Below are 23,606 nucleotides of genomic sequence, written 5' to 3'. Positions count from 1 at the left end.
TTAGTAGTGCACCAGGCGTCTGCTGAGCAGGAACGATACACCCGACAGCAGTACGCAGATCAGAATAATGACAACAGCAATGGCCGATGCCTCGCCTACATTGAAAGATTCAAACGCAGACTGATAATACATATAGAGCAGTGTTCTTGTTGATCCGGCAGGTCCCCCCTGCGTCATTACATTGATCTGATCATAGGCCTGTAAGGACTGGATCGTCAGAATGATCGACAGGAAGAACGTGGTTGGCGAGATCAATGGCAATGTAATGCTTCGAAACTTGTCCCAGCTTCCTGCACCATCAATGGATGCGGCCTCCAGCAGATCGGATGGCAGGTTACGCAGTGCAACCAGGTAGAATACCATGGACCAGCCAATGGATTTCCACAGCGTTACAATAAGCACTGCCACTAGTGCCCAGTCCGCATCCCTAAGCCAGCCGATGGGAGATACGCCGACCCAGCCCAGCATCAAGTTGGCAAGTCCAACCTCGGGTTCAAATATCCATGACCATGCAATGGATACGGCTACCGTCGGTGTAACCCAAGGGGAAAACAGCAGCGTTCGGAACAGACCGGATGATTTGATTCGACTGTTCATGAGCATGGCCAGTGCCAATCCGCCAACGATAGTAGGAATTACACTCCCTAATCCGAACAGCAGGGTCACCTTGAGCGACTTGTAAAACTCGGAGTTGGTCAGCAGATAACTGTAGTTCTCCAAACCAACGAACAGCTTGTCCGGACTCATAAAATCCCAATCCGTAAAACTTAGGTAAACGATGTATCCCAGTGGCCCCATCCAGAAAACAAGCAGCGGGACCAGAGCGGGAAGGGTGAACAGAATTGCCTCTGTTTCCCTCCATAATTTCACACGCAATTCACACACTCCTCGTCGTTCAATTTTTATTTAACATTAGGGATAAATTCGGTTAAAAACGCTCTCTATTCTCTTCTGTACAAAAATGATTGTATAATACATTTGAAAAATCAATTTCCGGGTTATGTTAAAATCACAGGAAGTCATGTAAAATATGAAGACGTAAAAGGAAATCCCATCCATATATCAGAGGTGAGATTGTGGGAAAAGAATTGGCCGGGGAACAGGAGCCTACGGTGGTGTCCTATCGGCAGGAACTCAGGGAGAAAGTCATAGACGCCATTGCCCATACCATGGATTTATACGGAGTTAATCATTCCTTTGGCCAGCTGTATGGCATTATGTATTTCGAGGATCGGCCCATGACATTGGAAGAAATGAAGACGTCGATGAACATGAGCAAAAGCAATATGAGCTATGCGGTCCGTTCTCTTACGGAGTCACAGATGGTTTACAAACTGGAGGAAAAGCGCGAGCGGCAGGATCTTTATTTGGCGGAAACAGACTTTTTCCGTACATTTCAAAACTTCTTTGGCGCCAAACTCCAACGGGAAATTGACGTTATGCAGGAGAGTCTTCAGGAAGTCATCCCGGAGTTATCCGAGATTATCCTCGCCAGAACAACCAAGCCAGAGGAACGGGAGGAAGCTTTGCGGGACTTGCATAAACTTCAGCATGCGGAGCAGTATTATCAGTGGCTGCAGGAATTTGTGAACCAGCTGCGGGATGGTGGTTTTTATGGCAAAGCTCCTGTTGAACATGATTAAAGCAGTAAATATGTAGAATTTGCATCTAACTAATAAGATACATTCCGTTCTTTAAATATAAATAAGGCCACCCTTTCGGGTGGCCTTATTTATTTTCAATTGTACAGCTAATTATTGCTGTGCTGCAGCTTCGATATCTGCGTATGCCCAGTGAGACGCGGGTACGTCAGAGAACGATTGTGAACCTGTACTCGCTGCTGGTGTACGCTTGAACAATACATTTAATACTTTTACTGCCTCAGCCCGGGTTAATTGGTTATCCGGTTTGAACGTACCATCTGTGTATCCAGTCATCAGGCCAGAAGATTGTACATACGCGATTGCTTCAGCAGCCCAGGAGTCTGTGGACACATCCGTAAAGGATGCGCTGGCTTCCGCTGCTGCGGATGCACTGCCCGATTGCTGCTGCATCCAGCGGTATGCAATCGTCGCCATCTGCGCACGTGTGATCGAACCTTCTGGTACAAATTGAGTTGCGCTCATGCCATTCATGATGCCTGCGGATTGAGCTTGTGCAATTTCGCTGTTTGCCCAGTGAGTTGATGCTACGTCGGCAAATTTACCGGAAATCATAGATTTAGATTGATCTGTCAGGTTACGCGCCAGCATGGCTGCCATTTGTGCACGAGTCACGAATGCATCTGGACGGAACTCGTCACCAAAACCTTTGATATACGGTTTGTTCGTCGTTTCTGCCGCTTTCAGTCCATCGACCACAACCAGCGTGAACGTGCTGAATTTGCTTACTGTAAATTCGATGCCTTCACTGCCATCGTTCAGCTGAACCAGCTTGCCCTGAAGTAACTCTCTGGTACCGTCACTGTGTTCAATGTAGATGGCCAGGTTGTCCAAGGCCTTCTGACGTGCTGCTGCATCTGTCGGCAGACTATCACGCAGTGGCAATGTCAGGGTTACTTCACGGCTCTGCATATTCGTTTCGATTTCGACTGGACGAGCCAGTACGGTTACATTTGCATCAGGCGTAATTTGCTGAATCAATTGCTCTTGCTTCGCGCGTTCTTCCACTTGCTTGCGCTCGGATTCCTGCTTCATTGGCACGATACGGAAGTACAAGTCTTGGTCGAAACCAGCGGTCGAAGCTGTAGGAATCGAAATGATTGCACTCTCTGTCGAGATCTCCAGCTTAAGTCCGCCGTCATTCAGCTGTTTTACCGCTGCTTTTGGCAGTTCAACGCGAGTCTCGGATACGGAATCTTTGGCATCCGGAATCACGATGCGCGCTGTATCCATACCAAGCTGTTTCGCTTTTTCTACGGATTCCTTGGCAGTCGCTTCAGACATCGTTACAAGGTCCTTCACTTTACCATTTGGTTCTGTTGTGCGTGTAATTGTTGTTTTCACCAAATTGGTTCCGTTGGCACCATTCACATCTACTGTAAGTGTTTCTTGGTTTGTTGCAGGCGTTGATGTTACCTGTGTGGATGAAGAACCACCGCCGCTTCCCCCACTGCTTGGCGGAGTGACCACCGGGGTCTTAGGTTCAAAAAACTCGTCAAATGCGGATTGAACCTCGGCATAGCTTCCATAACCGTTAGCCGGTTTTTTGTCCAGCATCCATTGTGCGAGTTTTTCGATCTTAGACTCATCAATCGATGCATCTGCTAATTTCGAGAAATTCAATGGGAAGTCATCCAGTTTTTCATGATCTGATTGTTTGTTGTACTCTTCCACCTCTTGTTGAATCATCAGAAGTGTAAACAAGGTCTGGCTCATCTCGTCTGTTGTGTTTACATTAAGGGACGGAGAAATGGTCAAGATCATAACCATGCCGAGCACAGCCTTATCCACTGACAGACCCTCTTCTTTGAAGATGAGGCGAGCCATATAAGCGATCAATTTCTGATCTACAACAGATCCATCTACATACTTTTTGCTAAGCACTCTGAATTCTTCATAATCTTCGAAATCTTCTATTGAGATATATTCATTGACTTGAGAAAGCTTCAAATAGAAAAGATCCAAATGATTTTGCATCTCGGCCTGAGTGGTTGCCTTATAGGCAAGCACAGCTTCATATGCCAGCTCAACGGTATATCTTACTTGTCCTTCATTTTCATAATCATACTTATCAGGAAGCAAATCGATCACAGCTTGAGCTACAGCTAACTGCTCTTCAAGCGTAAGATCATTGAAACCTGCAGGAAGTGTTACAAGCTCAGGGCTGTTGCGGATAATAGATAGAACCTCATCTACATTTTCTGCATCCACTGCCTCGTTCAATTGTTCCAATGGTGATAATGGGCCAAAGAAAGCATTGAAAGTTTGTTGAATTGCCTGGTAGTCTGCGTAACCTTCCACTGGACGTTTATCAATCATCCACTGGGCGAGTTCTTGATATTTTTCATTGGTAATGTCATCAATCTTACTAAGGTTAAGCGGGAAGTCATCCATATATTCTGTTGTAGACAAATCACGGTTATACTGTGTTGATTCCTTCTGTAATAAACGAAGACGTACCAGTGCACTATACATTTGAGGTTTACTAGTCAGACTGTTAATTGGTCCATACGTTGAAAGATTAGCAGATAACTGCTCACTATACTTAAATACTGATAATGAACTGCGTATAATATCGAATTTAATATTGTACGCCAAAATCTGCTTATCTACTGCCGACAGCTTATTATACTTTTTCCCGATGCTATAGTACTCCGGAATGCTGGAATCCATATTTCCACTGAATACGTCAGGCAGACCTCTCAGCTTGTCAAAATACGTTGTAATCCTCTGCTCCACGCTCAGCAAATCACGCGTTTCAAGGAGGTTCCGAGGGTAAACAACCAGGTCAATCACATATTGCACTTGATCTTTACTTACATAACCTTTGCTGCCGTTCATAAGCGTTAGAAACTCAGCCATGGATTCTTTCTCATCCTTGGTCCAGTTGCCAAAATCCTGAGGGAGAATTACTCCGACTTGTGGGTCTTGAACTGCTGCGAGCACGCCGGCTACATCTTCATTACTTTTTGCCAAGTTTAGTGCCTCAAGTGGATCTGCTCCTCTATTCTCGGTGAAGGTCAATGTCACGTAAGGACCTACTGGAGTACTTTCAGTTGCTTTCACACGTACCCATACCGTTTGGGCACCATCAAATTGAGGAGGATTAGTAGAACTGTAAACAAACCAAACTAAGCCTGCATTCGTGCTGTATTCCATTGTATCGTCCGCACCTACAATTGCATTGGCTTCATCATCCGCTGTCACTGTTGGTGCAGCCACTGCGAAGAATGCGTCGAAGGCGGCTTGTACTTCTGCTGCGGTATTGTATCCTTCAACGCCGGGTCTCTTATAAATCATCCATTCTGCCAGTTCCGCCCGTCTCTGCTCATTACTCTGGATGGTAGACATCTCCTCCATGTTGATTGGAAAAGGCTGAACTGTAGCATTGGGACTCATGCCGAACATTGTAGTCATTTGATAGTGTGCATAGAGACTATTCAGTGCAGCATCCATGTCTGATCCAGTGATGGGTCTGTTAATTGGAAGATAATCAGACATTAGCTCCTTCAGTAATTCAATCTGACCCTTATAATCAATGGGTGTTTGGTATTGACCTAAAGCAGGTCCAAACATCACAATATTTGTGAATATTTCCTTATCAGCACCTCTTAGCATGCTGTAGGCAGCACTCGCCTCAACCATTGGTTGTGCTTGTTCAGAAGGTAGGAAATCTCTGGCCCGACTAAAATAAAAATTATATATATTATCCAAAAAAAACTGTGCTTCACTTGAATTCATCGTTTTAGGCAATTCTACTAGAAAGCATAAGAAGAAGAAAATGTCGTTAGCTTGATTTTGATTCACATAATCTGTCCCAATTGGCAGCAATAGAGTCATTCCTCGTGCCAGTTCCCTCTTTTGTTCTTCATCCAGCCCATCATAGAGCATTGTTTTATCATCGATTAGACTGCTGTTCTCTATGAGACTTTGAACTTGTGGAATAGCCTGTTCAATATCCTGAACTGAATTTCTGATTGCATTTAATTGTTCCAATGGAGTTGGACCAAGATCCGCGCTTGCCCCTCCTACACCAACAACCTGCAAAAACAGAACTGCAACTAATAAACAGCTTACTAGCTTTCTGTAAAACATAAACCTGTATCCTCCCCTTCTCTATTCCATTTAATTCAAATGGCCCGCAATTTAGGTCTATTGTAGTACACAACTCTGAACGGATTCTGAACAATCGATCTAAAAAATGGAAAAAGATCCTTCCTGAAGGTAAAAATCAGGTCGGATCTCTATATTTTTCGTCATTTTTCATCATATTTTTATCAATATATAATCTTGAAGGCCTACTTCTCTCTTTGTCGAGCCATCAAATTAACGTGTAGCCACCATCCACAAATAACGTGCTGCCTGTCGTAAATGTATTGGTCATCAGATACGTGACCGTGTGTGCAATCTCCTCGTTATATCCAACACGTTTTAAGAGGGAGAGCTGCTTATAATCTTCGAAATGTTCGCCCCTCGGCGTTCCTTCTTGTCCTTCCCGCCATATGGTTCCGGGAGATACCACGTTCACGCGGACAGGTGCCAATTCTACCGCAAGTGCTTTGCCCAGACTTTCAATTGCTCCGTTACATGCTGCATAGGAGGCCCCTCCATCCAACGGGCGTTGACTAAATCCTCCAGACATCAGCGTAATCGAACCCGTGGCCGAGATATATGGAGCTGCATATTTGGCTGCATAATATTGAGGCCAGAACTTTCCGATGAAGGAGCTTTCAGCCGTTTCTCTGTCTGAAGTCAGTGGTCCGCGAGTATAAGCAGCCCCTGGCGTAAACAGATGGTCGAAAGCTCCAATATGATCAAAGAATGTCTCTAATTGCTGTTCATCTTGATTATCCAATACGTAGCTTTCTATGGTCACCTCTCCAACTCTCTCTACAACGCGTTTAATTTTGCTCTTCCGCTTCCTCCAGTCTGGCAGCGGATCTCCCGGCTATGATGACATGAGCTCCAGACTCAGCCGCACGAATCGCCGTAGCCAGTCCAATGCCTGAACTTCCCCCGATAATTACGACACGCTTGTTCTTCAATGTGAATGAATCCATTCTTCATCTTCCCCTTCTCTTCGTCGGAATGTCTTGTCTGCTCGACGTTTTTGTCCATTATTGAGGAAATGCACGCGGCTGAATAGTACGCAATTCAATCGTACCTAGTACGAATATTCGTACTATTGAGGCGTTCCAATGGATACATCACTTCATTAATTTGTACGTGGAGACAAGTCATGAACAAAAAATTCAGGTATGATGGAGTTATACATTGGTCTATATTTCGAGGTGAATACTATGAATTTACAGGAACCAAGATTACAAGGTGTGTTGACTACCCTGGAGACGATCAACGGGAAATGGAAACCGCTAATTTTATTTATATTATTGAAAGAAGGAACGAAGCGATTCGGGGAGTTAAGACGCCTGATTCCCGATGTAGCTCAAGGAACCTTAACGAAACAGCTGCGAGAGCTGGAACAGGATCACATCATCGTTCGCACACTTTATGGGGATGTGCCACCAAAAGTTGAATACAGCTTATCTGAACACGGACAGACGATCGGATCACTTTTGGATGGCATGTGCGGCTGGGGGAAGGCACATATGGACTATTTAAACGGAACTATAGGTTCGGCCAGTGAAGAATTACATGTGCAACCATCTCCTCAAAATGACGACTGAGCATACGTATAGTAACTCGAAGCATTTGTGTAAGCCTTATCAATCATTTATAATTTCGTTCATATGCACAATGTGGATGATATGAATGAATGGGAAGGAGGGATAGCGTTGCTGCAGCTTACCGAGAAACAGGCACAGGAAATCGTCGATAAAATGATGCAGGACATTCCGTATAACATCAATATCATGAATGAACAGGGCATTATTATTGGAAGCGGCCAGAAAGAGCGGGTCGGAACTGTTCATCAGGGCGCTGTTCGGGCACTGACAACAGGAAGCCGAATTGAGGTCTGGAAGGACGGGAAATTAGAGAAAATGGGCACTAATGAACCGATTACGATCAACAACCAGCATGTGGGTGTCATCGGAATCTCTGGCCATCCGGACGAGGTCCGTCCGTTCTGTAATATTGTACGGACAACAGTTGCACTCCTTATTGAACAACGCAACCAACTGGAAAGCCTGGCTCATGAAACATCGCGCAAGAAGGCCTTTCTGGAACGCCTGCTGAATCATTACGGCTCCTATTCCCTGAAGTTTAGGAAGGAAGCCTTGCAGTACAACCTCGATCTGCAGCTTCCAACTGTCCTCCTCCACATCAAGGCTACTGGAAATGCTCCTGAATTCAATGAAAGTATAGGCAAAATATTGCTGCAGTTTCCCTCTTTCTCCGTAGAGGACGAAGGTGATGCACAGATTATCATGATTCAAAGTGAAACAGATCTTGATTCACTCCTTGTGCGAATACGTCAAGAACAGCCTCACTGCTATATTTCGGTCAGCCGAAAAGAACCCAACGTCGCCGTTTGTTATGAGCAGGCAAGATCCGTCATGAATATTTTGATGGCACTTCAGCCAGCTACTCCTCTCCTCTATTATGATGATGTGCACTTTCTGGTAAGTTTCAGCAAAGCTCGCCTGACGTCTCAAGCCAATATCATTAGTAGGCTGGAGGATTACGCAGATCTGCTGGAAACCTTGCGCAGCTTCATCCACCATAGCGGCAGCATGACCACAACCGCTGCTGATCTCAACATTCATCGCAATACGCTGCAGTATCGCCTCAAACGCATAGAGAGCATTACGGGCAGAGACCCTCACAACTGGCTGGAACTGATCGAGCTTACACATGGCCTGCTCTCACTTCATCAGTGACACCAGCCATCATAACAAAGAGAGACGGGCATGCAGCATCTGCACTCTGGCAGATCCGCAACCCGTCTCCGTTATATTCTCGTTTATCATTTCATCCCTACAGATCATCTAAATCACAAACCCAACCTCAGCACTCTCGCAATATTCTCCATGGTCCGCTCCACATTCTCCGGCCCTTCGCGAAGCAGCTTACCCAGATCTGCTGCGCCCGGTACAATACCGAATACGGCATCAATACCTTCCGTGTACAGCGTATCGATGCCTTCACCAACGTACCCTGCGATGGCGATGACCGGTTTGCCCGCTTTCTTGGCAGCCTGTGCAACGCCATACGGAGTCTTGCCGAATTTCGTTTGAAAATCGATACCGCCCTCACCTGTAAACACCACATCTGCATGATCCAGCTTGCCCTGCAAACCTGTGTACTCGATGACAATCTCGATGCCTTTACGCAGAATAGCCTGGGTAAAAATCAGCAATCCTGCACCGAGTCCACCCGCTGCCCCTGCACCCGGAACATCCCGAATATCCTTGCCCAGCTGCTGTTTCACCACTTCGGCATAATGAGCAAGATTGGCATCCAGCAGCTGTACCATTTCCGGTGTAGCCCCCTTCTGCGGCCCAAATACCCTTGAAGCACCATGCTCTCCGCATAACGGATTGGTCACATCACAGGCTACAATAAGCTCCACTTCCTGCAAACGCGGGTCCAGCCCCGACACATCGATATGGGTTAACTCGTTCAGAGCCCCACCGCCACGGGTAAGTGGCTGCCCTTGGGCATCCAAAAACCTCGCCCCGAGCGCCTCAGCCATGCCAGTGCCGCCATCGTTGGTGGCACTGCCACCAATTCCGATAATGATTTTGCGGATGCCAAGATCCAGGCATGCCCGAATCAGTTCTCCTGTTCCGTAAGTGGTCGTGCGGAGCGGGTCCCTGCTGTCCGGGCTTACCAGATGAATGCCGCTTGCTGATGCCATCTCAATGGCTGCCGTTGTGCCGTCGCCCAGAATGCCATACTGCGCCATGACCGGTTGACCAAGCGGCCCACTTACCTCTTTCTGGTGAATGGCACCATTCGAAGCATCCACCAATGATTGCACGGTCCCCTCTCCGCCGTCTGCCATGGGCACATGGATGTAACTGGCGGTTGGGTAGATTTTACGCAATCCTTTTTCCATCGCAATACAGACTTCCTTCGCCGTCATGCTCTCCTTGAATGAATCCGGTGCCAGTACAAATGTCTTCTCTCCCATTCTTCTCACCCCATCCTTGTTATTAGAGGATAAATCCGTATAGTAATGTGGCTACAATCGCCATCGTCCCACCTACAATTGCTTCATAAGGAATAACGCCCATCCGCTGCCGGATCGTCATCTTCATGCTGTCTGCCGAAACATGGAAGTAATTACCCTGAGGCAAAGAATCAATGACGGTTGCCCCGGTGTGCACCATAACCGCTGCTGCAAGCGGAGCCGTTCCCATGTTCAGAATCGCGTCGCCGAACGAGCCCGTTGCCAGAATGACACCGGTTGATGTAGAGGCAGTAGCTGCTGCCATCAGAATACCCGCAATCGGTGCCAGGAAGGTGCCTGATATGCCGGATGCTTCAATTAAACTAACCACCTGACCTGATAGGTCGGATGCAGAGATCAGACCTGCGATTCCACCTGCGCCGATCAGAATAAGCACGGTCGCTGTCATTTTATTTAATCCGGAAGTTGTGTACTTCACGATGTTTCTACCTTGTCCCATTGCCAGCATGCCGATGATGCCGGCAAGCGGCAGAATATACATTGCATCCACTTTGAACGTGGATAGTACCTCTACCCCGGTTATTGAACCAATCGGGTTAATCATTAACAAAATGATGGCTACCAGAGGTGCAACAATTGCTTTTTTCAGCGGCGGGTACTGTGAGGTATCCACTTCACCCTGTTCCGCTTCCTGATCAGTAACCATTACGCCTTTATTTTTGAGCATTGAAGCGACAATAACGGTTACAATTAAACCGCAGATGGCTGGAATCACACCTGCCAGCATGACATTGCTGAGATCCAGATCGAACCCACGTGCCGCTGCAATCGTATTGGGATTCGGGGATATAATGTTCCCTGCCTTACCACCGCCAGATAGAGCAAGAATCAGGGCCAGCTTAGAGATGCCCATTTTGTTACCCACAGACAGTGCGATTGGTGCCACAATAAGTACGGCAACCGGGATGAATACGCCAACGGCTGTAATAATCATCGTGGCCAGTGCCAACGCCAAAATCGCTTTGCTTCCGCCAAATTTTCGCACAATAGCCTGAGCTATGGTCTCCGCTGCTCCAGACTCCATCATGACACCTGCCAGAACCCCTGCCGCAAGAACGCGGAGCACGGTGCCCATGACGCTTTGCGTGCCATTCACCAATATATTTACGGTCTCTTCCAGGTTTGCTCCACCAATTAAAGCGCCTACAATTGCTCCCAGAAATAAAGAGTAGACCGGGTTCAGTTTCCTTAAGATCAATATGATGGCAATAGCAAGTCCTGCCAGTGCGCCAATCCAACTAATAGTTAAAGCTTCCATTGTGATTGCCCCCTTGCTCTTGTTGAACACGCTTTCATTATAGAGGCTAGCGCATCAAATAAATATTGATGAAAGGACGAAATTCATTGTGCATATGCACAATGAATAAGCAGGACAGACATGTTGCCCTGCTATGTTCAACGATTACACCATCTGCATTTAGAGGAGTACACGATTCTCCATGATGGTCTTCATACTGATATGGGATTTGGATGTGCCCAGCTTCACAAGTTCATCCTGGAACGAGGCGAGCTCTTCGATGGATGCGGTTCTTACTTTGATTAAATAGTTATACTCACCGCTAATGCGGTGCAGATCCGTAACCTCTGGGGCCTGTTCACAGAAACGGACCAGCTCTTCGCAGCGTTCGGTTTTGAACAGGACAAAGGTAGTCGTTCCCCGATTTAACGTAGCCAAATCATAGATGGTCGAATATCCCGTTATGACGCCTTTTTCCTCCAACTTGAGGATCCTCTCCTTGACGGAGGGTTGGGACATGTTAATCTCCTTACCAATCTGTGCTATGGGCATACGTGCATGATGCTGAAGCAGATGCATGATCTGTTGATCAATCTCATCTGGGATATAATTCATAAGCCAGACCTCCGATATAGGCTTGTTTATTAAGTTTTTTTCTACAAAATAACTTATAATCTCTAACTCATTCTTCATTATATCCTTCGATATGGCATGTATCCACTTCGGCAATATCCTTATACTTTAAGAAACAACAGATAAAAGGAGTCATGCAGAATGAGTGTAAAAGGTATTGCCCATGTTGCCATTCAAGCACGTAATTATGAAGAAACCCTTTCGTTCTATACCCAGGTACTCGGTTTCAAGGTTGGTCACTCCTGGAGCTTGCCATCGTTCTCTATTACTGAGGCGAGCATGCTGATCTCTCCGGATCAGCGAACCTGTATCGAACTGTTTGATCCCGGTGCCGTCATCCCCGCTGAAGGGGAGCCAGCAGCCTCCCCCGAGGAAGTCAGACATGGAGCACTGCTGCATTTGGCCTTTTATGTAGAAAATGTTGATGCCATATACCAGCTTGCGCTTAATCATGGTGCCAAGGCTTATGTTGAACCAGATTGGATCTCTCTTGGCGAGCCCCCGCTGGAGGTCCGAAATGCTCTGGTTCATACTCCTAACGGCGAAGTCATTGAGTTTATTGAAGAAGTGGACTTTGATCAGTCAGTGAGATCTTCCCTGTAATATACAAGAACAGCCTGCTGCTCAATGATCCGAGGCAGCAGGCTGTTCTGCGTTTAAGTGACTGGCTCATAGTCGCTTAACTTTCCTTCGTACACCAGCTTCAGACGATCACTTTGACGAAAATCATCCGGGGTCACCAGTGCAGGCAGCTTATTCCACAGCTTAATTCCCGAACGCTGGAGAATTTCAGCCACGAACTGGGAGCAAAAGTAGGAGTTGCTGAATTCCACTGGCTCCTTCAGGGTAATGCCGATGACTCCCAGCAGATTGTACATGTACTTTTGACGGCTGCGGATGAAGATCTGCAGCACGCGTTTCATTTTTTCCACCTCGCGGTCCGTAACCTGAAGCTCATAAATGACACATGTTGTATTTGGATATTTGCTATATGTACCCGTCTGAATATCCTCCTTCACAAAACCGCCATTCAGCGGATTGTTCGGGTGCTTGCGGCCGAAGCTGTACAGCTCGGATAATTCCCGGTTGAAAGAGATCGAGGCATGATTATAGGGTGCTCTGGTGTAACTCTGAATAACCTTGGTAAACAGTGTCCCTGTATTCGTAAGCAGGATGTAGATTGAACGGTCGGCTGTCATAACGAAATTTCCCCTTATCAAGTTGGCACTATTCCTTCATAATAACATAGGTACCCAATTATGGGATCTTACTTCTGGAATAAGCAGGTGATTGGTTCGTGAGCAGCTCGCTCTTCACATTAACGCTCATTTTTGCAGCATTACTCGTCATACATATCGTGTATAAAATCATTGCCAAGCTTCAGCCGGATAAGGATTATTCGGGCATCGGCAACAAAATCAAGACCTGGTGGGGCATGCTCGTCATTTTCTGTCTCGCTACGCTCTTCAATCCGATTGTTTCCCTCATCTCGCTCATGGTACTCGCGTTCTTCGCGCTCAAGGAGTATTTCTCCATGATTCGCAGCACCCGAAAGGCTGACCGCAGGCTTTTCCTGTGGGCTTATCTCGCTATACCGGTGCAGTTTTATTGGATCTATATTGGATGGTATGGGATGTTTATCGTCTTTATTCCGCTGTATGTCTTCCTCGTGCTGCCGCTTCCTCGCTTGATTAATAAGGGAACGGTCGGCTTCCTGCGAAGTGTAAGTTCCACGCAATGGGGGTTGATGCTGATGGTATTCGGGCTCAGCCATCTAGCCTACTTTCCGTTTGCAACACCGGAGTATGGGTCGAAGCTGGTCCTGTTCCTGGTGGTGTTGACACAGCTTAACGATGTGGTCCACTATCTGGTCTCCCTCTATCTGGGGAAACGTAAAGTGGTGCCCACAGCCAATCCATTTTTGACATGGGAAGGATTCGCCTGTGCATTCGTAATAACAACGGCAGCCTCCTATTTCATCCACCCTTATCTGACTCCGTTCGATTGGCAATTCGGAATCTTTATCGGTGTATTGATCGGCCTTGCCGGTTTCTTCGGAAGTCTGACAGTGTCTGTACTCAAGCGGGACTTGTTAATCGGGGACGACAATAAATTCGATGCACTCAAAAAAAGCTATCTGAGCCGGGTCGACAGCCTGACCTATACGTCACCGGTCATGTTTCATGTCGTTCGTTATTTCTTCGACTTTATGTAGATGGATAGTGTGTTCAACACCCTCTCTAAGCAAACCAAAAAGCAGCCGTTTCCGACTGCTTTTTCTTTATTTTTTCAACTTAACTTCCTGCTCTGCCAGGATCTCTTTGCCTGCTTCATTCTTGTAGACAAGTGTGACTTTGCCCCGTTCACCCTTCATCTCATCCGAGTACATAAAGCCGGAGAACTGTCCGTTCCCGCTAATATAGAAGCCTTCTTTACCGTCACCACCATGCTGAATAGCCTCTGCAGGCGAGTTAATAATGGTAATCTGGTTGGATGTCCAACGCAATTCAGAGAGGGTGTAGCCCTCTGGCACCTGACTGACGGAGAAGTCAAAGCTGTTGTTATTCTCTGTCGGCTTGTCCGACTGATCAATTTGAATGGTGATCTGTTCCTTTTCATCCGAGGATGAATTCGATTGAGCCGACAGTTTTCCTTCATCGCCATCCGCTGTATTCGCCGGGTCCTCATTGCCCTGCTTGGCATCCGAGTTGGGAATCGAACTGTTTCCCGCTTCTTCAATAGGCTGCTTGGATTGCGGATAAGCATGCTCCTGAACCGATTCATTGTTATTTTTTGCGCCACAGGCGCTGATCAGCAGCAGAACGCAAAGCACGGATGCCCAAAGAGCAAATGTATTAGTGTTCTTCTTCATCATTGGAGCTCCTTCCATCTTGGTCTAATCCATCAAAACGACATATGCCTTATTAATCACTACACCATATCGTCCCTCATGAAGCTCCATAATATGTAAACCCTCCAAAAATGATCGTTACAGTCACACTTCGTTGAGTTCTGAAATGTACTATTGGCAGATTATTTATATTCCTGGGAATCTTTTTGTTAAACTGGACTGGAGGAAAGAAACACATTGCACCAAAATAAAAATATTCATGCCTGATTTTCGGCGATGCCCTGCGCATCGTTTTTTTATAATAACAAGGAAAGATGTGACTTCAGAAAGAACTTCATCTTGCTGGCTGGAACAAAAATCGTAAGGACGTGCGTTTAATGATCTCTGCTGAACTGAAAGAACAATATTATCAGGCGCTGGTTGCCAAAGATTCGGAATACGAAGGTTTATTCTATGTCGGTGTCAAAACGACAGGTGTATTCTGCCGTCCTACCTGCCCTGCACGGAAGCCCAAATTTGAAAACTGTGAATTTTACGAGACTGCACAGCAGGCACTGCTCGCTTCATTTCGTCCCTGCCAGCGCTGCCGTCCATTATCCCACCCTAACCAGGTTTCGGATGTAGTCCGAATTCTGGTCGAGGCCGTGGAGAACAATCCTGAAAAGCGCTGGAAAGGTCAGGATTTCAAGGATTTGTCCATCGATGAGTCTACGGCACGGCGCCAGTTCAAAAAACGGTTCGGCATGACCTTCGTGGAGTACGCCCGTGCACGCCGCATGGGACTGGCCTTGAAGAACATCCGCTCAGGACGCACCATTATCGATGCCCAGTTGTCGACCGGTTATGAGTCCAGCAGCGGTTTCAGGGATGCCTTCTCCCGAATTATGGGCGCCGCTCCTACTCAAGTGCATGACGGACAAGTATTAAAGGCTTCCTGGCTTGATACACGTCTTGGACCCATAATGGCTGTGGCAGATGATACAGCTCTATATTTGCTTGAATTTGTGGATCGCAGAGGTCTGGAGCGGGAAGTGGAGCGCCTTCGGAAACGAACCAAGTCCGCCATCGTACCTGGAGTAACTGAACCCATTCGCTCCATAGAAAGGGAACTGGCAGCGTATTTTGACGGGACTTTAACGACATTTCGCACCCCGTTGTTCTATTTAGGAACACCATTTCAAAAGAGCGTCTGGGAACAGCTTATGGCGATTCCGCTAGGCGAAACAAGGTCATATCAAGATATCGCTGTCGCGCTGGGTAAACCATCCGCATGCCGTGCAGTCGCAAAGGCCAATGGAGCGAATCAACTGGCCATTGTGATCCCGTGTCACAGGGTCATTAATGCAAGTGGTGATCTTGGTGGGTACGGCGGTGGCCTGACTCGCAAGAACTGGCTGTTAACCCATGAGAAGAATACTTATGAACAAAATCATTGAGATATGGTCAGTTCACTTAATCCATTTATAACGTTATAACGGAGGAGAATCATCCTATGCAAAATCTGAAAGAACAAGCAGAGCTATTTCACCAGCTACACACCAAAGGTAATCCACTCGTGCTAATCAATGTGTGGGATGCTGGAAGCACGCAAGTCATTGAATCGATTGGAGCCGCAGCCATAGCCACCGGTAGCTGGTCTGTTGCTGCGGCTCATGGTGAGCAGGATGGAGAGAACATGCCGTTTGAATGGGTACTTTCCAATCTGGCTCGAATCACATCCAGCACTAAACTGCCTGTTACCATCGATATTGAGGGAGGGCATGGCAGGTATGCGTCAGAAGTGAAGGAAAATGTCCTCCGGGTAATTGAGCATGGTGCTATCGGCATTAACATTGAAGATCAACTTCCCGATGAAACAGGCCTCTATGCCATTGAGGAATTCGTTCTGCGCTTGAGAGCCGCTCGGGAAGCCGCTGAACTGATGGACATTCCCCTATTCATTAATGCTCGCACGGATATATTTCTGCAAACGGCCCCAGCGCAGCATACCTCATTCCATCTGGAAGAAGCCCTATTACGGTCCCACGCTTATGCAGAGGCAGGAGCCAGCGGGCTATTCGTTCCAGGTCTGCTGGACTCACAACTCATTCAGGAATTATGTGAACGTTCTCCGCTTCCAGTAAACGTAATGGTGACATCTAATGAGCCAACACCAGCACAGCTCGCGAGATTCGGGGTAGCCCGGGTAAGCTATGGACCTTATCCTTATCAGAGTGCCATGGAACACTTGAAGGAACTCGGACGAAGCATTTTACTTGAAACACGCTAAGAAGATTACAGTTGCAGGCGTAGTTATATACACAGAAAAACACGAGGCAGGAATGCACTCGTGTTTGTTCAAGTTTGATTCCATAGATCCACATAGCCTTCTAACGTATACGGGTAACTCTGCTACTCTTTTCTGCCCTTCATCGTAAGCGGTGCATTCTTCATCATGGGATAGGTGCATAGAATCAATCCCCAGCTCACAGCCCCCAAGACCGTGGCAAACAACAGGATGTTTATACTCGTAAACCATTTTACGAGAACACTCAGGTCAGACAAAACGAAAGCCAGCGTAAGAATCAGACCCAAGCCGAAGAACAGGATCAGGAAATTTCGCATCCCAAGCCGTATCCAGCAAACCGTCAAAAAGATGGATAACCCGAGGACCAAAAATCCAATCATCAAGTCAATCCAGAGATAGGACAGGAATTGATAATCACTTGAATGCAGCCTACCCAGCTGATAAAAGGTTACTCCAAGCCATCCAGCTTCATGAAGCAGATGCATGATGAGATAGATCACATTCAGAATGGTAATGGTACCAACCACCATCCATGCAGAGATGAGGTAGAAGGATTTCAGAAACTGAATTCGGGTGCTCCCAAGTCCAATTGCAACGGGATACAGCGTAATGAGGCCTGCCACGGCAAATGCACAGATCCCTCCGTACATGGGCCCGAACAGCTGAGTGGTAAACGCAACATCAAATATGAAACCCACTGCCAGATATACTGCCGTAAGCATAAGTGTAATGAGTGAGAAGAGCATGAGATACCAGCGCATGTCATCCAAAATCAATCGATTTGTACCTTTGACTGCATTCATCCCTTAAGCACCTCCTGTTTCCGCGTCAGGTTGACCAAGTAGTCCTGCAGTGTGGCTTTTTCGATGGAAAGACCATGCGCCTGCGCAATATCTCTCCATTCCTTGGAGTAAGAGGCGTCAATCATCACCTTTTTCGTTGACCCGAGCTGTGCAGACTCAATGATTTTTTCACCTTGGGTAACCTGATCAACATCACGAATTAACCCTGTTAGAAGAATTCCCTTTTCACGTATCTCTTCCATCTGCTCATGACACAGTACGCCGCCTTGATGGAGCACGATGAGTGACTCACATAACGGCTGAATCTCTTCAATATGATGGGTAGAAACCAAAATCAAACGGGGATGCTCTTCATAACTTTCAAGTAAGGCATTATAGAAAAATTTGCGTTTCTCTGCATCCAGTCCGTTGGTCGGCTCATCCAGAATGGTAACACTCGCATAGCTCGCGAGGCCAAGAACCATCTGGGCTGCTGTCTTCATCCCTTTGGAGAATTTGACGATCTTCCTTTTGGATGGCAGTTCAAACAGGTCAATTAACCGCTCTGCAAATTCTTGATTCCACTCCGGATGGAAATACTGACCGAATCGTACCAGGTCACTTATCGTCCAATTCCTGCCCAGCGGATGATTCTCCTGAACATAACAGAGATGCTTCTGGGCAGCCAGATTATTGTAGGGGTCCTCCCCCATAACCTGAATGCTGCCTTGATCAGGACGATTATGCCCTGCAAGCAAACTCATAAGTGTTGTTTTTCCGGCGCCATTCCTCCCCCAGATCGCACTAATGACCGGCTCACTTTCATGCAATGTGACATGGTCCAAAACAGGTGTCTGATGATAACCATAACTTACCTGATCTATACGAATCATGACTCACTCTCCTTGTCTCTCTTGCCTTTAATCAGATCAATAATCATGTCTTCATTCATATGAATCCGTCTGGCTTCCTCGAGCAGTGGCATAATGTATTCTTCGTAAAAATGCTGTTTTCGCTCGACCAACAGTGCATCTCTTGCTCCTTTGGCAACAAACATCCCAACACCTCGCTGTTTATAAATGATTCCTCTGTCCACAAGCTCCTGCAGCCCTTTGCGCGCTGTTGCCGGATTGATATTGTAGAACCGCGAGAGCTCATTGGTCGATGGAACCTGCTCTTCCGCTTGTAATCTGCCTTCCACAATATCATCCATAATCATCATGGCAATCTGATGAAATATGGGCTGTGATTCATCCAAAGTCGATTTCATGCCAATCCAACTTTCGTTATTTAGGTTAATTGGTTAATTGGTTAGTTACTCATGCAACTAACTATAGTACACAGATATCCAAAAGTAAATAGCCGAATATCCCGCATCTTGATTTTTTTGAATCTGCAGGTTCGGTTAGTTCATGACAAACACAAACAAAAAAACGCCTCTGAATGAATATTCAGAAGCATTCCAATTTTCTAATGGGGTTAAGTGCCAAATCCATGATCAGCGGTTCTCATAATTGCAGGGTTCGGAGCATCCGTACTTAAGTCAGGCTCACTTGCAGGAGTTAGTATGCTTACCACAATGCTACATGTAGCTATCAGCAAAGCCAACTTTCTCTTCATTGAGTTTCTGCACCTCACTAATGATCATTTTGTACTGCTGCTTGGCTGTATCGGTCGCATAATCCCTATACTGTTCAAACAGTCCGATACCTCTTAGCATACCCCTGCCGCTGCTAATTTCAATAGAAAATCTCAAACTATCAAGCACATATCCCAAGCCTTTAAAATACTCATCTTTCTTTAGATAATACGCTCCAAGATCAGCTAAAAGACGTAAATAACGATCATCTGTAACCTGCTTGCTAACCTTCCCGATTCGATTACTCTGTTCCTGATACGTAAAATAGGACTGATACTGTTCAAGAACATAATCAATATCTTCACCATAACGATTAGCAGCGGTGACTATATCGCAAAGCGCAGGGAAAATTTCGTTTTCCTTGGTAGATATATATTTTAAATAGGAGGACAGTACCTCGAACTGCCCAGCCATTAATTGATAGATATAACGATTTGCTTCAGCCCATTCTTGGAACTGATTAATAACCAAAATCTCATCCTGGTCGGGATCTTTAACCCAGCTGTTATCTGCATATAACGAAACAAATTTTAAAGCATTATCGTAATCCTTGAGATGATAGCATGCACTTCCAGCAGCCAAATCGGAATAAAGGATGTAGAACACAATAGGCCTTTTTGTTTCTTCCTGTTTTCTTCTGCCATTCAATTCATAATGGATGGTTGCCTTCACCTTCAGCTTCTCGGACAGCTCCTGCACTTTGCTCCATCGGTGTAATGCTCCAAAAGCATTGATCAGTTCATTAAGAGCGTCCAACTGATATCGTTCATCCAGGCGATCGACATAATACTCGAATTTGGCTGCGATGATCAGGTTTCTCTGCTGGTCATTGGTCAGACCCAGCTTGAACAGCCGATACTGACATAGAGCGAGACGCTCCGAATGCTGCATTTTCTCACTCTCGGCGATCGTTTCATATAAGAGAATGGCTGGTTTAAATTTACCTTCGTGGTAGAACTCCTCGGCCAGATCAAATAAAAGGGGAATATACGATAGATTATCCATCATTAATTGGATAACCTCTTCAATACAATTTAGCTTGTCTAACTCCGCACAACGGTGAAGGAAGGGGCCCAGTCTTCGCCAGTCGGGGGTGGCATGAACGAAACACTCATCTATATACAATTCATAGAAATGGCCTTCTTCAAGCTTCATGGCTGAAGTGATTCGGTCCAACTGCTGCATCGCAATCGGGCGGTTTTTGTTCAAAATATTGCTCAGCGTACCCGAATTAATACCTGACGTTTCCGAAAAAAAACTGATGGACATCTGCTCGCGCTTCAAGTAATTCTCTAAATGATCGCGAATCGTGGTTGTCGGCTCCAAACGAACACCACCCTCCCAAATAAAAGCCATATACAGGATTAACGGTATGCAAAAGTAATTATATGTAATCCAAAAGAAAGGGTCAACATAATAAATTCAACTAATTTGTATTACTTACAATTTAATCCTTTTGATAAAATAAACCCCGTTTCTCTATTTTATACCGGGAATTAACTCGCATCAAATCAGGAAAAAACAAAAAAACACGAGCAGAATAAACGCTCGTGTTTTCGTAGAAGAGAGTAGACTCTACGACTCTGTTTGTGAACTAGATTTAAGGCAGGATGTTGCCAGCAGCACGATAGATTTCGTACCACTCCTGACGTGTAAGATGAACATCTCCGGCTTTGACACAGTCCTTCAGGCGCTCAATATTCGTTGTGCCAGTTACAGGCTGCATCTGAGCCGGGTGACGCAGCAACCAGGCAATCGCGATGGTGGTGTTGCTCACATCATACTTGGCTGCAATCTCATCAATCTTGGCATTCAGTTCCGGGAACTTGTCGCTGCCCAGGAATACACCTTCGAAGAAACCATACTGGAACGGAGACCATGGCTGAATCGTGATATCATGCAAACGGCAATAATCCAGAATACTGCCATCACGGTTCACGGCTGCATCGTTCTCCATGTTCACGTTGATCCCGCTGGAGATCATTGTTGTGTTGGTAATACTCAGCTGCAGCTGGTTGGCTACCAGCGGCTGCTTCACGTATTTTTTCAACAGTTCGATCTGGTTCGGGTTCTGGTTGGATACACCGAAATGGCGCACTTTGCCTTCGCGTTCGAGCAGATCAAACGCCTCTGCCACTTCTTCCGGCTCCACGAGAGTATCTGGACGGTGCAACAGTAGAACATCAAGATACTCGGTTTTCAGACGCTGCAGAATGCCATCTACTGAATTCAGGATGTGCTCTTTGGAGAAATCAAACATACCCTTGCGGATACCGCATTTGGATTGCAAAATCATATTTTCACGAACCTGGGGATTCATCTGTACCGCCTCTGCAAAAATCTCTTCACATGCCCCATTTCCATAAATATCAGCATGGTCGAAGAAGTTCGCACCGACTTCCATGGCGGAATGAACAAATTGTTCTGCCTCTTTGTTGCCGAGTGAGTTGATTCGCATGCAGCCTACGGCCACAACTGGTACTTCAAGTGAGCTGCTGCCAAGTTTTATTGTTCTCAAGGTGATTTCCCTCCATATTCGGATAGATTGTATATACTTGTCTTCCAGCTTTGATTGTGACACAGATCTGCAATCGGTTTCAATGGATTTTTAGACATCTTATATGGAAAAATGGTCGTTTTTTCTCAATTTCCCGACAGGCTTACGTTTCTTGAGGAACAATCACTTCAATATGTTGAGGCAGAACGCTGATCTGGATTGGCAATGCGGGCCCTTCCTCCCCGTCCACATTGGTGCGAACCGATTCAGTGCAGCTTACCCGAACCTCTTTTGCCGTAAAATAATCCACATCCTTATGGTCCTTCAGATGCCCAAACAACAAGGAGGTTCCCAGTGTCAGGCTGTTGAACACACTGATATTGCGGATCACAAAACAATGAATCAGTCCATCGTCCACCGCTGCGTCTGGAGACAGCTTCTCAAATCCCCCAACAGAATTGGTCAGCGCAGCAAGAAACAATGGAGATTCACCCTCCCACGTCAGCCCGTCGTATTCAATCTTCAAAGGATAGACGGGTGAGGACACGAGGTCCTTCAATCCTTCCTTCAAATAAGCCAGGGAGCCCAGCTTCGACTTGTCTTCCGATGAGACGGAAGATAATGCTTCAGCCAAAGAACCGGCTGCCACCACGTTGGCGAAGAGACGATCATTAATTCTACCCAGATCCACCTTGCGAATCTGATTGGAACCAAGCTGCTTAATGGCTTCTTCAGGATCGAGAGACAGCTGGAGCGCACGGGCAAAATCATTCACTGTACCCAGTGGTACAATACCCAGTCGGGGACGATGATTTTGGTCCATCATGCCATTAATGGTTTCATGCAGCGTGCCATCTCCCCCAATCGATATGACCAGATCACAGCCGCCCTGGCAGGCGTCCAGACAGTAACTGGTTGCATCACCCTCCCCAGCTGTCTCATTAATCTTCACTTGATATTGCTGTGATTCCAGAATCGCCTGAACTTCAGACACGTACTGCTGAGCCTCTTCTTTTCCCGATGACGGATTGCTAATGATCATGGCTTGACGCATAACCGCCTCTCCCCTCCACCTGCATATTTACTTCTTCTATACCCTTTCTCGGGGTAGGATGAATAAGGCTCGCAGGCCAAAAGATTTTTTTGGTAAAGTTCACCTGAAGGAGTACAGATCAAGGCTTGTTTCATATAGAATAGAAGTAGCGTTATTACCTGTCCCCTGAAATTGATGTTCCTTTTCTCGGCTGATGGGTTAATAACTAGAGAAATGTTGAGGATTCATTCCTGTTGTTCTGACTTTAACTTTGGATATGGACTACATAAAAGCAAGGAGAATTTTAAAAGTATCGGAGGGAATGCATGCAATGAGAAGAATGGCATTATTGTTTCTAGTATTCATTCTAAGTATCGGCGCGTCTGGGCAAGCCATGGCCTACGCAACGATGGACTCAGGCAAAGGCATCATAGAAGATCCTGCACTGGAAAACGGACTTAAACTGATCCTGAACAAACCGGTAGATTCACCCTTAACTACGTCCGACCTGGAACAGCTCACCGTTGTTGATCTGAGTAATGCAGGTATACAGAGCCTGTCGGGACTGGAGTATGCGACTAACCTGACTCACCTTCGCCTATACGGCAATGAGATAGAGGATCTGACCCCGCTGAAGCATCTGGGACAACTCCGGGAAATCGATGTCCGCAACAATTATATTACATCCATTGATGCACTCGCTGACCTGAAGGAACTGGGCCGGCTGTACATCAGCAACAACTCCATCTCTTCCATAGAAGTGGTTCGTGGCTTCACCCGATTACATACGTTATACGCCAGTGGCAATCAGATCTACAGCCTATACGC

21 protein-coding genes and 1 pseudogene are annotated in these 23,606 nt (G+C 46.3%); 8 read left to right on the top strand and 14 right to left on the bottom strand.

The window, feature by feature from the left end; all coding sequences use genetic code 11:
• A complete protein-coding gene (locus MH144_RS13700) occupies window positions 1-876 on the bottom strand; it encodes a carbohydrate ABC transporter permease (RefSeq protein WP_095360264.1) in 876 nt (291 codons plus the stop codon).
• 200 nt (window positions 877-1,076) lie between these two features.
• On the opposite strand from MH144_RS13700, the gene MH144_RS13695 reads away from it, so the two are divergent.
• Window positions 1,077-1,643 (top strand): GbsR/MarR family transcriptional regulator, encoded by a 567-nt coding sequence (locus MH144_RS13695; protein ID WP_239300834.1) that lies wholly within the window; start codon window positions 1,077-1,079, stop codon window positions 1,641-1,643.
• Window positions 1,644-1,754: 111 nt separating this feature from the next.
• Here the strand turns inward: MH144_RS13695 and MH144_RS13690 are convergent, their stop codons facing one another.
• Together MH144_RS13690 and MH144_RS13685 are read right to left on the bottom strand one after the other, a co-directional pair.
• The gene (locus MH144_RS13690) at window positions 1,755-5,756 is read right to left on the bottom strand and encodes a DUF4073 domain-containing protein (RefSeq protein WP_239300832.1); all 4,002 of its coding nucleotides are present in this window, start codon (window positions 5,754-5,756) and stop codon (window positions 1,755-1,757) included.
• A gap of 226 nt (window positions 5,757-5,982) precedes the next feature.
• Window positions 5,983-6,721: pseudogene (locus MH144_RS13685) on the bottom strand (SDR family oxidoreductase).
• Window positions 6,722-6,961: 240 nt separating this feature from the next.
• Between MH144_RS13685 and MH144_RS13680 the strand changes: the two are divergent.
• Together MH144_RS13680 and MH144_RS13675 are read left to right on the top strand one after the other, a co-directional pair.
• Window positions 6,962-7,348, top strand: coding sequence for a winged helix-turn-helix transcriptional regulator (locus MH144_RS13680; RefSeq protein WP_239300830.1), 387 nt, complete (start codon window positions 6,962-6,964; stop codon window positions 7,346-7,348).
• A 108-nt stretch (window positions 7,349-7,456) separates the two neighbouring features.
• Window positions 7,457-8,503, top strand: coding sequence for a CdaR family transcriptional regulator (locus MH144_RS13675; RefSeq protein WP_239300828.1), 1,047 nt, complete (start codon window positions 7,457-7,459; stop codon window positions 8,501-8,503).
• 113 nt (window positions 8,504-8,616) lie between these two features.
• Here MH144_RS13675 and MH144_RS13670 read toward each other — a convergent pair whose 3' ends face one another.
• From MH144_RS13670 to MH144_RS13660, 3 genes are all read right to left on the bottom strand, one after another.
• Window positions 8,617-9,759 carry a glycerate kinase family protein gene (locus MH144_RS13670; RefSeq protein ID WP_239300826.1) on the bottom strand — a complete coding sequence of 381 codons (1,143 nt, stop codon included), beginning with the start codon at window positions 9,757-9,759 and terminating at the stop codon, window positions 8,617-8,619.
• 22 nt (window positions 9,760-9,781) lie between these two features.
• Window positions 9,782-11,107 (bottom strand): GntP family permease, encoded by a 1,326-nt coding sequence (locus MH144_RS13665; protein ID WP_343226060.1) that lies wholly within the window; start codon window positions 11,105-11,107, stop codon window positions 9,782-9,784.
• A gap of 129 nt (window positions 11,108-11,236) precedes the next feature.
• Window positions 11,237-11,671 (bottom strand): Lrp/AsnC family transcriptional regulator, encoded by a 435-nt coding sequence (locus tag MH144_RS13660; protein ID WP_239300824.1) that lies wholly within the window; start codon window positions 11,669-11,671, stop codon window positions 11,237-11,239.
• Between the two features lie 159 nt (window positions 11,672-11,830).
• On the opposite strand from MH144_RS13660, the gene MH144_RS13655 reads away from it, so the two are divergent.
• Entirely contained in the window at window positions 11,831-12,292 is a 462-nt protein-coding gene (locus tag MH144_RS13655) for a VOC family protein (protein ID WP_239300822.1), read from the top strand.
• 53 nt (window positions 12,293-12,345) lie between these two features.
• On the opposite strand, the gene MH144_RS13650 is transcribed toward MH144_RS13655, so the two are convergent.
• Entirely contained in the window at window positions 12,346-12,888 is a 543-nt protein-coding gene (locus MH144_RS13650; RefSeq protein WP_239300820.1) for a hypothetical protein, read from the bottom strand.
• A gap of 98 nt (window positions 12,889-12,986) precedes the next feature.
• Here MH144_RS13650 and MH144_RS13645 point away from each other — a divergent pair, with 98 nt between their 5' ends.
• Window positions 12,987-13,904, top strand: a complete 918-nt coding sequence (locus MH144_RS13645; protein ID WP_239300818.1) for a phosphatidate cytidylyltransferase — start codon at window positions 12,987-12,989, stop codon at window positions 13,902-13,904.
• A 66-nt stretch (window positions 13,905-13,970) separates the two neighbouring features.
• Here MH144_RS13645 and MH144_RS13640 read toward each other — a convergent pair whose 3' ends face one another.
• A complete protein-coding gene (locus tag MH144_RS13640) occupies window positions 13,971-14,561 on the bottom strand; it encodes a hypothetical protein (RefSeq protein ID WP_239300807.1) in 591 nt (196 codons plus the stop codon).
• A gap of 356 nt (window positions 14,562-14,917) precedes the next feature.
• Between MH144_RS13640 and MH144_RS13635 the strand changes: the two genes are divergently transcribed.
• Together MH144_RS13635 and MH144_RS13630 are read left to right on the top strand one after the other, a co-directional pair.
• Entirely contained in the window at window positions 14,918-15,976 is a 1,059-nt protein-coding gene (locus MH144_RS13635) for a bifunctional transcriptional activator/DNA repair enzyme AdaA (RefSeq protein ID WP_239300805.1), read from the top strand.
• A 56-nt stretch (window positions 15,977-16,032) separates the two neighbouring features.
• Window positions 16,033-16,809, top strand: coding sequence for an isocitrate lyase/PEP mutase family protein (locus tag MH144_RS13630; protein ID WP_239300803.1), 777 nt, complete (start codon window positions 16,033-16,035; stop codon window positions 16,807-16,809).
• A 122-nt stretch (window positions 16,810-16,931) separates the two neighbouring features.
• Here MH144_RS13630 and MH144_RS13625 read toward each other — a convergent pair whose 3' ends face one another.
• The 6 genes from MH144_RS13625 to MH144_RS13600 form a co-directional block, all read right to left on the bottom strand.
• On the bottom strand, window positions 16,932-17,630 hold the full coding sequence (locus MH144_RS13625; protein WP_239300801.1) for a hypothetical protein: 699 nt from the start codon (window positions 17,628-17,630) through the stop codon (window positions 16,932-16,934).
• Window positions 17,627-18,502 (bottom strand): ATP-binding cassette domain-containing protein, encoded by an 876-nt coding sequence (locus tag MH144_RS13620; protein WP_239300799.1) that lies wholly within the window; start codon window positions 18,500-18,502, stop codon window positions 17,627-17,629. Before MH144_RS13620 ends, MH144_RS13625 begins: the two co-directional genes overlap by 4 nt.
• Window positions 18,499-18,879 (bottom strand): GntR family transcriptional regulator, encoded by a 381-nt coding sequence (locus MH144_RS13615; protein WP_095290679.1) that lies wholly within the window; start codon window positions 18,877-18,879, stop codon window positions 18,499-18,501. Before MH144_RS13615 ends, MH144_RS13620 begins: the two co-directional genes overlap by 4 nt.
• Before the next feature lie 312 nt (window positions 18,880-19,191).
• The gene (locus MH144_RS13610; protein WP_239300797.1) at window positions 19,192-20,574 is read right to left on the bottom strand and encodes a transcriptional regulator; all 1,383 of its coding nucleotides are present in this window, start codon (window positions 20,572-20,574) and stop codon (window positions 19,192-19,194) included.
• A gap of 274 nt (window positions 20,575-20,848) precedes the next feature.
• Window positions 20,849-21,766 (bottom strand): aldo/keto reductase, encoded by a 918-nt coding sequence (locus MH144_RS13605; RefSeq protein ID WP_239300795.1) that lies wholly within the window; start codon window positions 21,764-21,766, stop codon window positions 20,849-20,851.
• A 142-nt stretch (window positions 21,767-21,908) separates the two neighbouring features.
• Window positions 21,909-22,799, bottom strand: a complete 891-nt coding sequence (locus MH144_RS13600; RefSeq protein WP_239300793.1) for a diacylglycerol/lipid kinase family protein — start codon at window positions 22,797-22,799, stop codon at window positions 21,909-21,911.
• Between the two features lie 310 nt (window positions 22,800-23,109).
• Here MH144_RS13600 and MH144_RS13595 point away from each other — a divergent pair.
• On the top strand, window positions 23,110-23,606 hold a 497-nt coding region (locus tag MH144_RS13595; protein WP_239300791.1), incomplete at its 3' end, for a leucine-rich repeat domain-containing protein.

It is taken from the genome of Paenibacillus sp. ACRRY (assembly GCF_022346995.1).
GTDB lineage: Bacteria > Bacillota > Bacilli > Paenibacillales > Paenibacillaceae > Paenibacillus.
This window is presented reverse-complemented; position numbering and strand designations above follow the sequence as displayed.

Bases quoted from the DNA above. Each gene is read 5' to 3' on its own strand.
- MH144_RS13690 (WP_239300832.1), bottom strand. From the start codon at position 5,756: ATGTTTTACAGAAAGCTAGTAAGCTGTTTATTAGTTGCAGTTCTGTTT.
- MH144_RS13680 (WP_239300830.1), top strand. From the start codon at position 6,962: ATGAATTTACAGGAACCAAGATTACAAGGTGTGTTGACTACCCTGGAG.
- MH144_RS13670 (WP_239300826.1), bottom strand. From the start codon at position 9,759: ATGGGAGAGAAGACATTTGTACTGGCACCGGATTCATTCAAGGAGAGC.
- MH144_RS13660 (WP_239300824.1), bottom strand. From the start codon at position 11,671: ATGAATTATATCCCAGATGAGATTGATCAACAGATCATGCATCTGCTT.
- MH144_RS13655 (WP_239300822.1), top strand. From the start codon at position 11,831: ATGAGTGTAAAAGGTATTGCCCATGTTGCCATTCAAGCACGTAATTAT.
- MH144_RS13650 (WP_239300820.1), bottom strand. From the start codon at position 12,888: ATGACAGCCGACCGTTCAATCTACATCCTGCTTACGAATACAGGGACA.
- MH144_RS13640 (WP_239300807.1), bottom strand. From the start codon at position 14,561: ATGAAGAAGAACACTAATACATTTGCTCTTTGGGCATCCGTGCTTTGC.
- MH144_RS13635 (WP_239300805.1), top strand. From the start codon at position 14,918: ATGATCTCTGCTGAACTGAAAGAACAATATTATCAGGCGCTGGTTGCC.
- MH144_RS13630 (WP_239300803.1), top strand. From the start codon at position 16,033: ATGCAAAATCTGAAAGAACAAGCAGAGCTATTTCACCAGCTACACACC.
- MH144_RS13625 (WP_239300801.1), bottom strand. From the start codon at position 17,630: ATGAATGCAGTCAAAGGTACAAATCGATTGATTTTGGATGACATGCGC.
- MH144_RS13620 (WP_239300799.1), bottom strand. From the start codon at position 18,502: ATGATTCGTATAGATCAGGTAAGTTATGGTTATCATCAGACACCTGTT.
- MH144_RS13615 (WP_095290679.1), bottom strand. From the start codon at position 18,879: ATGAAATCGACTTTGGATGAATCACAGCCCATATTTCATCAGATTGCC.
- MH144_RS13600 (WP_239300793.1), bottom strand. From the start codon at position 22,799: ATGCGTCAAGCCATGATCATTAGCAATCCGTCATCGGGAAAAGAAGAG.